The following is a 13,361-nucleotide window of genomic DNA, read 5'->3' on the forward strand; positions in this document are numbered from 1 at the left end:
AAACAATCCTCTAATGGCTAGTTCTTACAAACATTTTTTTTAGCAAGCGTACACTGTCAATCACGATAAGTATTAACATATGTAAGAAAGATAGTATTAATAATGTACTCCGAATAGGTACCATTCGAAATTTGTATAAAAATTTATCAATCATATATATATCTTCTTCATTCGTTATAGTTGCAGGAGTGAAGATAAGATAATCTTTCCAGTTATCTATCCACGTTAAATTAACTGCGGAAAATTCCATCGTTCCTAACCACAAATAAAGAAAAATTGGTATAAGAATCATATATTGCAGGCTATGTAATATCTTTCTTTTCTTCTTACATTCAATAATTTGAAAGACAATAAGTGTCAGTACATACACGATTGACAGAAAACATACTATAGTGACAAACGGTTGAATTGAAAAAGCAAATAGCAATTTATCAATTTCACTAATTTGACTATAATCTGTCGTATTTTGAGGTGTGAAAACAAAATATCGTTTATCAGCGACTATCATCAACTGACTACCAGTGAAACTAGTAAACACAAATGTAAGAAAAAATATAGGCAAAGCAAGAATATATTGCGCCCAAAATAACAGGTTCCTTTTCAACATACCATCTCCTTTTTATACAGGATGAAAAAATATACTGTATGTTCACACTAAAGTGAATATGTATAATTTTCCCATTTTATTGTAATTATATATTATCTTGAACCCTTCGAGAACAAAAGTTTGTACATTCTCTCATTTTGTTTATAAATCTTACAGCGTAAACTGTATATATAATGAAATCAAAAAGGATGAGTCACCTCATCCTTTTCCTCTCATACATCCTCTTCTCTAACAACATACACTCTCTCATAAGCTGGTCTTAATGTTGATTCATCCCTTTGATCAACCTCTTTAAAGCAAGGATTCCCTTGTTTTTTCCTACGATCTTCATACTCCGTTCGCAATTTCGCAGTACGATTTTGTTGATTTTCAAAACTAGTTTTCGATATCTCTAACTTCACAGCAAAGCCATTTATAAATCGGATAATAAGGTTTCCATCTTTTAATTCTTTATTGCTTTCAATATAAAAATGAGATAACCACGCGCACTCTTTTCTAGAATACGAATAGGTAGGGAAAAAATAAAGTTGATCGGTCGGACTAATTGCAATTGGTGCTTTATGTGTAATGTGAGTTAACTCTTTCGTTCCTTCTTTTCTGCCTAAGAAACTAGAACCATGCTTGCGACAACTTCTTTCTATAATATCTAGAGGTTTTTGAAATACGAAAAAAGAGTCTTGCACTTCAACAACTCGCGTAACAATTTTCTTTTCACTGAGAATTACAGGAAGTAAGGCCATTGTATTTTTATTTACAACATAGTTTTCGACGTAGCGTTCTACTTTACTTTCCATATTCCACTATCTCCTTTTTTCTATTTATATTAGCAGCTGCATGTATAATTTTAGCATCTATGAAAAGGAAATGGCTTACAGATTCCGCTTTTTTACAATACTTTATTATTTGTCAAACACCTTTTAAATTATAAAATAAAAATATATTATTTTTATAATAATAAACCTATACAAAATCTATTTATACTACCTATAAATATTTACAACTACTTCCTCATTTCGCATCATTAAGACAATTAACTTTGCTATAATTAAAATAAAAATCCAATATATGGAGGTCCACTATGAAAGAAAAAGAAATGCAACCAACGATTCACATGAAAAATAGCAGCATTGTGATCGTGAACAACTCAGCTAGCATTATATTCGCTTTATTTTTCATTCTATTATTTTTTGCAAAGCCTTTTCGTAAATCGAAATGCTCTGAATGTAAGAAAAGCGCGAAGAAAAAAGTTGAAAAAGAAGAGTAAAAGGCTTTCTATTTTGGAAAGCCTTTTACTCTTCTTCATATTCATATTTTCTTCCGAGTGTCCCTGTATCCCCTTTATTTTCTAATATTATTACATATAAAAAATTATCCACTACGTTAAAAAGTACTTGTACATGTTACCCATTTTTATTAAGAACTTCACCTTTATAAATCACTAGCAACTTTTTAACTCGTTAAATCTGCAATATAAGTTTTGTATATAATTCCACTTCAAAACACAAAATATGTAAGTGATTATTTATGATTACATTCATTTTTTATCTAATTCCAAAAAGGAGCTGTATAATATGGAGAAAAAAAGTCTATTAAGCCAACAGATTAATAGCGTCCCATCAGATGCTCTGAATACCCCTAGTAAGGAGCAAGAACAAATGTTAGAAACATTATCTCAAGACGAACAAAATTCTAACAACAATGCTAACAAAAAAGATGATACTCAAGGTCTATCTGGAAAAGATTTCCCCATTTCAACAGAGAATACAAATTTATAGTTATTTACTATCATACGCAGCAAATGCTCTTGCTGAACTAATTCTTCTACAGAAACTAATACGCATTCCAGATAATTTTTCACCCGTTGTAACATAGAAAAAGAGATTTAGATATAAAAACAGGCTCTGGGAAAACTTTCTCCACAACCTAAAAAAAAGGATGGCATTAGCCATCCTTTTTTCCATCATCAACTATAAAATTATAGTTTGATTACGTTTTTAGCTTGAGGTCCACGGTTACCTTCTTCGATTTCGAAGCTAACTTTTTGACCTTCTTCTAGAGATTTGAAACCTTCAGTTTCGATTGCAGAGAAGTGTACGAATACGTCGTTTTCGCCTGGAACTTCGATGAAACCGAAGCCTTTTTCGTTGTTAAACCATTTTACTTGTCCTGTTACTGCCATAATTATTTCCTCCTAAGAAAATACATTTTTTTAAATTTTTAGTTTTCCTATCTAAAAAAAGAATCCACACATTATCAAATACGAAACATAAACTAGTTCTCACATACTTTTTCTCGTTCGTTTTCAGCACTTGATAATATATGGATTGCTTAATTTAACTATTCAACTGACATTATCATAGCACATTAAAATAAAATGTACAATCTTTTTTGAAAATAACTGACAAATTAAATCACGTATGCAATTATCAATATCTTATTTGAATAAAAATAAACAAATCTTTCGAATGCCACTATATTCCTTTTTCTAAGTGTTAAAATGTAATCTGACAGTACTTACTGGAGGGGATGAAATGTCAAACTACACAAACGAAGAAAAGCTTACAGGGGGAAACGTCTCAAACGTATATCGTTCTAAAAATACTGTTCGGCGAGAATTGAAGCCAGACAGTGTAAAAATTCATAAGTTATTACAGCATTTAGAAAACAAAGGTTTTCATTACGCACCAAAATTTTTAGGTATAGATGAGAAAAATAGAGAGATTTTATCTTTTATTGAAGGAGAGGCTGGGAATTATCCTTTAAAAGAATATATGCGATCTAATGATGTGTTAAAAGAAATAGCAAAGATGCTTCGCCTTTATCATGATGCTGTAAGTGACTTTCCGTTATTAGATGATTGGAAACCTATGGACCATACCCCAAATAATATTGAGGTTTTATGCCACAATGATTTTGCTATATATAACATTATATTTAATAACGAGAAGCCAGTAGGAATTATTGATTTCGATGTTGCTGCCCCTGGACCAAGAAGTTGGGATATCGCTTATACACTGTATACTTGCGTGCCTTTAAGTAGAGTGTATTATACGGAATCAGACGAGACAATTCATTATGAATCGGCACAACATGCTGGCCGTATGAAAGAAAGAATAAAATTATTCGTCCAGTCCTACGGTAAAAGTATGGATGAAGATTACTTAGGTATGGTACTACTACGTCTAGAAGCATTATGTACATATATGAAAAGAAAAGCAAACGAAGGCGACGTAAATTTCCAAAGAATGATTGACGAAGGACATTTAGAACATTATGAAAAAGATATGAAGTTTATTCGTGATCATGGAGCTGAGTGGATTTGATCATATTGTCTTTTTTTGTCGGTAAGTCGATATCCTTTGTCGAATCGTCGATATATTAGAAAAATCGTTGATATATTTTAATTTATGATAGATATATCGAGAAAATCGTCGATATATTTTTATTTACTCTCGAATCGTGCGAAAAATAATAAGGGGCACCCTTCAAAAAGGGGCCCCTTCCTTTTATTTCGTAAACTGCGCCTCTTCCGTAGATCCTTTTAATGCTGTCGTTGATGAAGTACCACCTGTAATAACTTGTGCTACTTCATCAAAGTAACCTGTTCCTACTTCTCGTTGGTGACGAGTTGCAGAGTAGCCATGTTTTTCTGCTGCGATTTCTGCTTGTTGTAGTTCAGAGTACGCTGCCATGCCGCGCTCTTTATAGCCGCGTGCTAATTCGAACATGCCGTAGTTTAATGAGTGGAATCCAGCAAGTGTTACGAACTGGAACTTATAACCGTAAGATGCGATTTCTTTTTGGAAGCTCGCAATTGTTTTCTCATCTAGTTTTTGTTTCCAGTTAAATGAAGGTGAACAATTGTATGCAAGCAATTTCCCTGGATGCTCTTTATGAATTGCGTCCGCAAATCGTTTTGCATCTTCTAAATTTGGTTCAGATGTTTCACACCAAACGAGGTCTGCATAAGGAGCGTATGCTAAACCACGTGCAATCGCTTGGTCAAGACCTGCTTTCGTACGGTAAAATCCTTCTGGTGTTCTTTCTCCTGTAATAAACGCCTTATCAACCGGATCAATATCGCTCGTAATTAAATCAGCTGCATCCGCATCAGTTCTTGCAACGATAATTGTCGGTACACCCATTACATCTGCAGCAAGGCGTGCCGAAATTAAATTACGTACCGCTGTTTGCGTTGGTAGTAATACTTTTCCCCCTAAATGACCGCATTTTTTCTCTGAAGATAATTGATCTTCAAAGTGCACACCTGATGCACCCGCTTCAATCATACCTTTCATCAGTTCAAATACGTTTAATTGTCCGCCAAATCCAGCTTCTGCATCTGCTACAATTGGTACGAAATAATCTGTATCACCGCTTCCTTCCATATGCTGAATTTGATCCGCACGTTGAAGCGTTTGATTAATTCGTTTTACGACAGCAGGTACGCTGTTTGCTGGATATAAACTTTGGTCTGGATACATATGTCCAGACAGGTTTGCATCTGCTGCTACTTGCCATCCACTTAAATAAATTGCTTTTAACCCAGCTTTTACTTGTTGCATCGCTTGGTTTCCTGTTAATGCGCCAAGTGCGTTAATGTAATCTTCTGTATGAAGCGACGCCCAAAGCTTTTCAGCACCGCGGCGCGCTAATGTATGCTCGATATCAATTGACCCGCGCAGGCGAATTACATCTTCTGCCGAATATGGACGTGTGATCCCTTTCCAGCGCGTATCTAGTTCCCAGCTTTCTTGTAATTTCTCGATTCTTTCGTTTTTCATTTGTTCCATCCCCTTTTCACTTTTTATAAAATTTCATAACCCGGTAATGTTAAAAATGGTACGAATTCATCACTCCGAACAAGATTTGTAAATAACGTTGTCGCCTCTTGGAATCTCCCTTTCTTAAAGGCTTCTTTACCAATCTCTCTTTCTATTTTTGCTAACTCTTCTTCTTTTAGCTCTTCCATTAATTCAAATGTAATATTACGGCCATCATTTAATTTTCCACCTTCATGGCGAATCCATTGCCATACTTGTGCCCTAGAAATTTCCGCTGTTGCCGCATCTTCCATTAAGTTATAAATTGGTGCTGCTCCCCGTCCGCTTAACCAAGATGCGATATATTGAATGCCTACGCTAATATTCATACGAAGACCCTCTTCTGTAATCGTTCCCACTGGTACTTCTAATAAATCCTTTTCTGTAACATGTATTTCTTCACGTTTTCTAAAAATTTGATTCGGCGTTTTCATAATGTGATTAAATACTTCCATCGCGACTGGCACAAGTCCCGGGTGGGCAACCCAAGTCCCGTCATGACCGTCTAAAGCTTCGCGCTCCTTATCCGCACGTACTTTTTCAAAAGCTGCTTCATTCGCTTTTGGGTTGTTTTTAATTGGAATTTGTGCTGCCATTCCTCCAATAGCTGGTGCATTACGACGGTGACACGTTTGAATGACTTTCAAAGAATACGCGCGCATAAACGGCGCCGTCATCGTGACTTGCGCTCTATCTGGAAGTAAAAATTCATTATGATTACGGAAACCCTTTAGAAAACTAAAAATATAATCCCATCTTCCGCAATTTAATCCAGCAGAATGATCTTTAAGCTCATACAAAATTTCATCCATTTCAAACGAAGCATGTATCGTTTCCAGTAACACCGTGGCTTTGATCGTTCCGTTTGGAATACCGATATATTTTTGAGCAAATACGAAAACATCATTCCATAACCTTGCTTCTAAATGGCTTTCCATTTTCGGTAAGTAAAAGTATGGACCGCTTCCTTTTGCTAAAAGAGCTTTCGCATTATGGAAAAAATAAAGTCCAAAATCTACTAAGCTACCAGACATATTCTTTCCGTCAACTTGCATATGTTTTTCTTCTAAATGCCATCCTCTTGGACGCACAATTAATACTGCTGTTTTACTATTTAAACGATATTCTTTTCCGTTTTCATTTTTATGTGAAATCGTTCCCTTTACTGCATCTCGTAAGTTTATTTGACCTTCAATCGCATTTTCCCAAGTTGGTGAATTCGAATCTTCAAAATCCGCCATAAAAAGATGTGCTCCTGAATTTAAAGCGTTAATAACCATCTTTCTATCTACTGGGCCAGTAATCTCTACGCGGCGATCCTCTAAATCTTTTGGCAATTTAGCAATTGTCCAATCCGCTTCACGTATGTGCTTCGTTTCTTCTAAAAACTTCGGAAACTCCCCTGCATCAATCCTCTTTTGTTTCTCCGCACGCTTTTGTAAAAGTTCTATGCGGCGCTCATTGAAATTTCCATGTAGTTCCTTCAAAAAACTAAGCGCCTCAGGTGTCAATATTTCGTTGTACGCTGGCAACATTTCTCCGGGCAATGTAACCCGTGAAGTTTGCGTCGACATATTAGCATCCCCTTCTTAAACTGTTTTATAACAGATTTGATTTTATGTTTTATATTATATAACAAATCTTCAGAAAAGGAAGTTTTTTTTGAAAATTCATTTCATTTTTTTTCAAAATGCCTTTCTTTCGCGCTTTATTCCATACAAAAAAGGCCACTGTTATACAACAATGACCTTTTTATACATTCTATTTTACTTATTTAATTATTGCTGTTCTTCTTTAGCACCATGCAACATTGCTTTGTATAAAAACTGTGCGTATTGTTCTCTTGTTACTTTCATAGATGGGCCAAATTTATTATCGCCAATTCCCGCTGTAATACCATTTGTTTGTATTGCACTAATTGCATTCTTTGCCCATGAATTTGCTGGAACATCATTAAACGTATGCGATCCCTTCGCCTGTAAATCAAAAGCATTCGTAAGAACTTGCGCCATTTCTGCACGAGTTAACGTTGCTTTCGGTCTAAAGTTTCCATGCTCGTCTCCCATGAAAATTTCTAGTTCCGTTAAAGCTAATATCTCTTCAATAAAGTTTGTTGAATTTTCATCAATATCTCCATATGGGTTTTCATATTCATCTTGTTCTTCTATATCAAACACACGATAAATTAGAGCTGCAACTTGTTCACGTGTTACGTCATCTCCAAAACCGAAAATTCCATCCCCATATCCAAATATAATTTCGTTTGCCGCTAAATTATGAATTGCTTCTTCTGACCAATGTCCTTTTGGTACATCTTTAAATACAATTGTATTTGTATTTTGTAGCGGTGCACTTTCCGCTTTTACATAATTACTCTCTGCTGAGAATAACACTCCACCCATAATTGTTAATGCCGTAGCTGTTTTTAATAATTTTTTACTCATCAAATTATCTCCCCAATATGTATATGTTTTTTTAAAATATACATAACAAATGATATAGTGACAATAGATCTTTCGACAAATTTCGTGACATTTCTGTGAATCATATTACACATCATGTCTTTTTTACGGAGTTGATTATAAAGCTTATGCACAAAAATAAAAATACATAAAAACGAATAATAATTCTGATACGAACAAACAAAAAAGCACAAATAGTTCTATTTGTGCTTTTTTGTTTCACTCTATTTCCAATCCTCTTTCAAATGATAATTAATAATCGCATTGTTTATAAACTGAGCATATTGTTCTCTCGGTACAGGGCGATTTAAGTCATACATATCTTTTCCAGTTCCTGTCACAACTCGATTGGATTGCAGTGCACTAATTGCTTCTTCTGCCCAATGTCCTTTTGGTACATCTTTAAATGTATGCTTTTGTTTTGCTTTGAAAGTATATGCCTTTTGAAGTACTACTGCCATTTCAGCTCGAGTAATTGGCGCTTTCGGTCTAAAGTTTCCATTTGTATCACCTTTAAAAACACCACGTTTTGTTAACGCTAAAATTTCCTTTTGAAAATCAGTTGAACTGCCAGAAATATCTTTGTATGGATTCGTTGTTGCCCCTTCGCCTTTCATTTCAAGTGTTTTGTAAATAACCCCAGCTACTTGTTCACGTGTTGTAAGGTCTCCAACACCATACTTTCCATTTCCGTATCCAACTATAATTTTATTATAAGCTAAATCTAAAATAGCATCATATGCCCAAAATCCGTATGGAACATCATCAAATACAATCATTTCCGGATATTCTTCCGCTTTTACAGGGGCCACATTCGTCCCTGCAAATATACCACCTGCCATTGTCGCAATCATCATTACACCCAATATTTTTTTCTTCATTGTCCTCTCTCCCTATTTCTATTTTATGTTAAATAGAAAAATAATAGATAATACGAAGTTATCCATACTACATATGTAGTATTTTCAAATAAAATGAACTTCATTATTTCAGGAGTATTAATTTGCTGGTGAATGTAAGATAAAATGAAACTTTAATCAGTGGGGGTCTTACTGCCCATTAAAGTCGGATAAAATGCACATCTTCTAGAAGGAACATTTCGATTACCTTTCTGCTTTATACCTCCTTCTTTCTTATTTCAAAAAGGAAGCTGTCACATCTAAGGTGTTATATATTAAAAATTCTACAATCTCTTTGTGAACTCCTTTACATTTTTAAATTTCACTTTATTGACACAAAAAGACGCAAATCGTATATAGTTGCGTCTTTTCAAAATTATAAAGTAGCACTTTCCTTCAGCGATAATTCCTTCTCTGTTCCCTTGCGAAAAGTAAATGCCATTCCTACAAATATAAGAACAATTCCTACTATTTGCATACTAGTCGGTCTAAACCCGGTAAAGACTGTATCTAATAGTATTGCAACCGCAGGATCTAAGAACACTAATACAGAAATTAATCTCGTCGATAAATCTCTTAAACTGTCAAAAAATAAGTAATATACAAATCCCGTATGTATAAGACCTGTCGCTGTAATCATCATCCAATTCATCTCTGTTAACCCTTGAAACTTGCCAAAGTCTACGAATGGTAGCAATAAAAATATACCTAAAAATGTTTGTAAAAATGTCATCGCATATGCGCTCGTATGCTGAATTCCTTTTCCTAATAAAGTGGTAAAAGCATAAAATAGTGCCGCAAGTAGTGCCCATACCATGCCAGATGACATCAGTTTTTCAAGTGATAGACTTCCATCTACTCCAGCCACTAACACTGTACCGATAAAACAAATGACAATGGACAAAACAGCAAACATTGTAAGTCTCTCTTTAAATACAATACTACCAATCATTAATACGATAATGGGTGCTAGATGATAAACTGAAATCGCAATTGTAATCGACATAACTTCAAATGCTTTAAATAGAAATACCCAGTTAAAAACGAGAAATACACCGCATGCTAATATTTGCATGACTTCTTTTTTATTCCATTGCTCACTTTTATATTGTCCTGTTACGAGCCAACATAATGCTAAAAATATAGTCGCACAAATACAACGAACGAATACTAATTCAAAAGACGGTAAACCTGTTTGAACAGAGAAAAATCCAATTGATCCGAAAATAGACATCGAAAGGATCATTTTTATAGCCGGCATTGATTTTGAATGAAACAAAATATTAACCTCCTAAACATTTCACTGAATATTCCATATATTATACACTATAATTTTCCAAAACTCGAATAACGCATAAAAAAAGAAGCAGTACACTACCGCTTCTTTTCCTTTTCATATTGTTCAAACGTATGAATTCTTTCAAAAATTGGTGGGTGTGTATATAAGAAAAACTTTACTAACGCAGGCGGATTTACTTGGCTTAAGCTCGTTTTTGATAAATATTGAAACGTTTTTACACCAGATTTCCCGTCCTTCGTCATATCTAGAGCGTATTGATCTGCCGCTCGTTCTTCTATACGAGAAACATAGTTTGTTGCTGGCTGTGATGCAAAAGAGAGGACAGAAGAAATTAAGAAAAATAAAGGTAAAATTGAGAAACATGCTGCTTTTGAAATTTGCAGCGTATCCCCCCATTTTCGAATACACATATTGATAATACGACTAATGAGGTACATCCCTATAAACGATAGCAACACATAACTCGCAACGCCCCAATATATATGTTTCATAACATAATGCCCCATTTCATGAGCCATTATAAATAAAATTTCTTTATCTTTTAATTGCTTAAGCGTCGTATCCCACATTACAATACGTGAATTAGGTCCTATTCCTGTTACATATGCATTTAACGCATTCGTTTTTTCCGACATATTGACTTCATATACATGTTTTGCTGGAATATCGGCTTTGTCTGCCATCGCTAAAATTTTCGTTTCTAACTCTTTATTTTTTAGCGTCGAAAAGTCGTCATACAGTGGATCAATCACGACAGGCTGTATGAATGTTAAAAAGATTGTAAACGGAACAGAGAGTGCCCATCCTGCTAACCACCATCTCTTCGGGAATTTGCGAATAAGCCATAGAAGAACCGTAACTACAATTAACATAGTTGCATAACTTTCCCAAAAACCGATAACGTGATCTTTTATCCAGCTTTGTGTACTTTGCGTTGAAATGCCGTAATCAACGGACACTTTTCGGCTAATCCATTGCATCGGCAGGGCAAGAACTGTTGTAAGTAGTGATAAATAAAAGAAATAAATCGCAACTTGCAGGACACTTATTTTCGTCGTTTCCTTCGACCATTTCTCAAACTTTTTTGAAATACCGAGCACAAGTACAAATAATAATATAATCCATTCAAGAGGCGCCGCTAAAAAATACAGTAAATTTTTCACGCGCGAATAATCTTGGCTTAGCGTAAGCTCTCTTGCATTCATAAACGTTTCTGGATCTGCACTGGTTCCTTTGTACATGTCAGGAATTAGTTCATGATTCCATCCAAATAAATACCAATATATAAATAACGCAAACCCAACGTACAAAAAAAGCGACCACCCGATAACCTTCCTCACGCTATTCCCTCCTCTATGCTGCCTGTCTATTATTATTGTAAGTTCGTACATGCTAAATTAGAACAAGCTTATTACGCGAATTGCTCGAGATCCTTTTATTTATATAAAAAAACTCTTCTACAAATAGAAGAGTTTTACCTACCTTTAGACGCTTTCTTCGGTTCATACTCTGGGATAAGAAACGTACTTACAACCCAGCATATTATACCAGCGCCTTTTATATAGCGTATATATTCATAGTCCTGAAAAAATAACGTCGTTACAATAAGCGTAAAAAATCCAATTAAAACTAGTACATATCCTATTTGCTTCTTAGATAACATAATGTACCTCCTTAAGGAAGTACATCCATTAATAAGCTAAAATCTTGCAGAGAAAAAGAACTATATTTCATAATCCCTTGTACAGCTAAAAGTAAAATAAGGCCGGTCACACACATATAATTAATGCTTTCTTCACTCTTTTTTTCAGCAACTACACCGCCACTGATACAGAGAATTCCTAACAAATGAAGCGCTAAATACATAAAGAAATAAGCTTCCTCCCAGCGAAGAATAACGTTGACTGTCGTTATTAGCACTATACTAAGCACAATCAAATAAAAAAACTTATTTGATGATATTGTTTCATTCATATAATTTTATACATCCCTTTCAAATTTAGAATGAATGATGTTTCAAAGCTATAAAGTAAATGATTGTTTTCATACTATAAAACAAAAGGAAAGCCACTATTACTTTCTCGAATACGTTATGAACCCACATATACTTCTCTTCATTTTTTCTGAAGATGCGCTTCATCATTTCTTCTACAATTAGACCAAATAGTAGTAAAACTCCTAACACAATGAGAAGAGAAATAATATTTTCTTTTACATGCGTACTAGAAAATAAGTAATACTCCGGAAACACAATCGTATCTACTACAGGTTGCAGCCAATGACAAACGCTTTTATCACATATATCTGTAATAGACGTAGCATCTATAATGTCTTTCAATATTTTTTCAATCGTCTTCTTCATCTCATTTACTCCCCACTACGTCTGAAAAGCTTTTTTCCTGCTCTACATATATAGCGGGCATTTCTTTACTCCAATATTTGGGGTTAACAAATAAAAAGATGAGTACTAAGTTTAATCCTGTTATAAAAATAATAAGTCCTGGAAAGAACGTCGTATAATTTGAGAAATCTGTAAAACTCATTATCTCTTCTTTATTTATTAAAAAAGAAGCACCGATTACAAATGCATTGTTTAACATGTGAATAGCGATTGGCATGAGTAAACTATTCGTACGAATATATACGATTGATAGTACAACGCTAAATACAATTGCACCTAGGAAATCAACATGTAACAATGCAAACAATATTGCTACAACAATGATTGCTATACTCGTTCCCCATTTTGCTGCGAAGCGTTGCAGTAAAAATCCGCGAAAAACAAATTCCCCAATAATTGGTGCGATGAATACGACCATAATAACTTGATAAACGTATCCTCCAGTGCTATCCATAATCGGTTCGCGTAATGCGTTCATAATAAATGTCGGTGTAATCCATGCAAAGCTATACATGTACAAAATAAGATATCCATAACTAAACACGCATAACATGATCGTAATGTATAAAACTTGCACCAGGTTAAATGTTTCATTTCTATTAATAAATAATGAAAATGAAACACGGTGTTTTTTATACTCAAAATAAATCCACGTAATCGGCAGGATATAGAATATAAGAATATTTATAAAAGTAGAATTTTGCATATGAAATGTATTTTCTATCAATTCATTACTGGCTCTTGCAACTACAGTTAATAGTGCAAATACAATTAAAAAATATCTAGCTCGCATCGTTTGAAACGGATTCACACTCATCTCCTCCCCTATGTTACTTTTATCATATCATTTGATTCTTAATTTTTTGAGA

15 protein-coding genes and 1 pseudogene are annotated in these 13,361 nt (G+C 34.3%); 3 read left to right on the forward strand and 13 right to left on the reverse strand.

The window, feature by feature from the left end; all coding sequences use genetic code 11:
- Window positions 1-10 precede the first annotated feature (10 nt).
- Both PDQ33_RS02255 and PDQ33_RS02260 read right to left on the reverse strand, forming a co-directional pair.
- Window positions 11-607 (reverse strand): DUF4306 domain-containing protein, encoded by a 597-nt coding sequence (locus tag PDQ33_RS02255; RefSeq protein ID WP_061131526.1) that lies wholly within the window; start codon window positions 605-607, stop codon window positions 11-13.
- 212 nt (window positions 608-819) lie between these two features.
- On the reverse strand, window positions 820-1,401 hold the full coding sequence (locus PDQ33_RS02260) for a competence protein ComK (RefSeq protein ID WP_000444431.1): 582 nt from the start codon (window positions 1,399-1,401) through the stop codon (window positions 820-822).
- A 284-nt stretch (window positions 1,402-1,685) separates the two neighbouring features.
- Here PDQ33_RS02260 and PDQ33_RS02265 point away from each other — a divergent pair, with 284 nt between their 5' ends.
- Window positions 1,686-1,871: a hypothetical protein gene (locus PDQ33_RS02265; protein WP_000659565.1), complete on the forward strand. Its 186-nt coding sequence runs from the start codon at window positions 1,686-1,688 to the stop codon at window positions 1,869-1,871.
- Between the two features lie 307 nt (window positions 1,872-2,178).
- Entirely contained in the window at window positions 2,179-2,382 is a 204-nt protein-coding gene (locus PDQ33_RS02270) for a hypothetical protein (RefSeq protein WP_000412673.1), read from the forward strand.
- A gap of 200 nt (window positions 2,383-2,582) precedes the next feature.
- Here PDQ33_RS02270 and cspA read toward each other — a convergent pair whose 3' ends face one another.
- Window positions 2,583-2,786 (reverse strand): RNA chaperone/antiterminator CspA, encoded by a 204-nt coding sequence (cspA, locus tag PDQ33_RS02275; protein ID WP_000301522.1) that lies wholly within the window; start codon window positions 2,784-2,786, stop codon window positions 2,583-2,585.
- 352 nt (window positions 2,787-3,138) lie between these two features.
- On the opposite strand from cspA, the gene PDQ33_RS02280 reads away from it, so the two are divergent.
- Window positions 3,139-3,930 carry a phosphotransferase gene (locus PDQ33_RS02280; protein WP_061131524.1) on the forward strand — a complete coding sequence of 264 codons (792 nt, stop codon included), beginning with the start codon at window positions 3,139-3,141 and terminating at the stop codon, window positions 3,928-3,930.
- Window positions 3,931-4,113: 183 nt separating this feature from the next.
- Here PDQ33_RS02280 and aceA read toward each other — a convergent pair whose 3' ends face one another.
- The 10 genes and pseudogenes from aceA to PDQ33_RS02330 form a co-directional block, all read right to left on the reverse strand.
- The gene (aceA, locus tag PDQ33_RS02285; RefSeq protein ID WP_061131523.1) at window positions 4,114-5,391 is read right to left on the reverse strand and encodes an isocitrate lyase; all 1,278 of its coding nucleotides are present in this window, start codon (window positions 5,389-5,391) and stop codon (window positions 4,114-4,116) included.
- A gap of 23 nt (window positions 5,392-5,414) precedes the next feature.
- Window positions 5,415-7,004 carry a malate synthase A gene (aceB, locus tag PDQ33_RS02290; RefSeq protein ID WP_048557247.1) on the reverse strand — a complete coding sequence of 530 codons (1,590 nt, stop codon included), beginning with the start codon at window positions 7,002-7,004 and terminating at the stop codon, window positions 5,415-5,417.
- A 204-nt stretch (window positions 7,005-7,208) separates the two neighbouring features.
- Window positions 7,209-7,987 (reverse strand): annotated as a pseudogene (locus PDQ33_RS02295) (S-layer homology domain-containing protein).
- A 129-nt stretch (window positions 7,988-8,116) separates the two neighbouring features.
- Window positions 8,117-8,773, reverse strand: coding sequence for an S-layer homology domain-containing protein (locus PDQ33_RS02300; protein WP_061131522.1), 657 nt, complete (start codon window positions 8,771-8,773; stop codon window positions 8,117-8,119).
- A gap of 394 nt (window positions 8,774-9,167) precedes the next feature.
- Entirely contained in the window at window positions 9,168-10,070 is a 903-nt protein-coding gene (locus tag PDQ33_RS02305; protein WP_076872518.1) for a DMT family transporter, read from the reverse strand.
- A gap of 95 nt (window positions 10,071-10,165) precedes the next feature.
- Window positions 10,166-11,431, reverse strand: coding sequence for a M48 family metallopeptidase (locus tag PDQ33_RS02310; protein ID WP_061131521.1), 1,266 nt, complete (start codon window positions 11,429-11,431; stop codon window positions 10,166-10,168).
- Between the two features lie 134 nt (window positions 11,432-11,565).
- Entirely contained in the window at window positions 11,566-11,754 is a 189-nt protein-coding gene (locus PDQ33_RS02315; protein ID WP_270754593.1) for a hypothetical protein, read from the reverse strand.
- An 11-nt stretch (window positions 11,755-11,765) separates the two neighbouring features.
- On the reverse strand, window positions 11,766-12,065 hold the full coding sequence (locus PDQ33_RS02320; RefSeq protein ID WP_001006052.1) for a hypothetical protein: 300 nt from the start codon (window positions 12,063-12,065) through the stop codon (window positions 11,766-11,768).
- A 25-nt stretch (window positions 12,066-12,090) separates the two neighbouring features.
- Entirely contained in the window at window positions 12,091-12,453 is a 363-nt protein-coding gene (locus PDQ33_RS02325; protein WP_048557251.1) for a hypothetical protein, read from the reverse strand.
- Window position 12,454: 1 nt separating this feature from the next.
- Window positions 12,455-13,303: a CPBP family intramembrane glutamic endopeptidase gene (locus tag PDQ33_RS02330; protein ID WP_270392922.1), complete on the reverse strand. Its 849-nt coding sequence runs from the start codon at window positions 13,301-13,303 to the stop codon at window positions 12,455-12,457.
- Window positions 13,304-13,361 lie beyond the last annotated feature (58 nt).

It is taken from the genome of Bacillus cereus group sp. Bc031, assembly GCF_027716265.1.
Taxonomy (GTDB): domain Bacteria; phylum Bacillota; class Bacilli; order Bacillales; family Bacillaceae_G; genus Bacillus_A; species Bacillus_A paranthracis.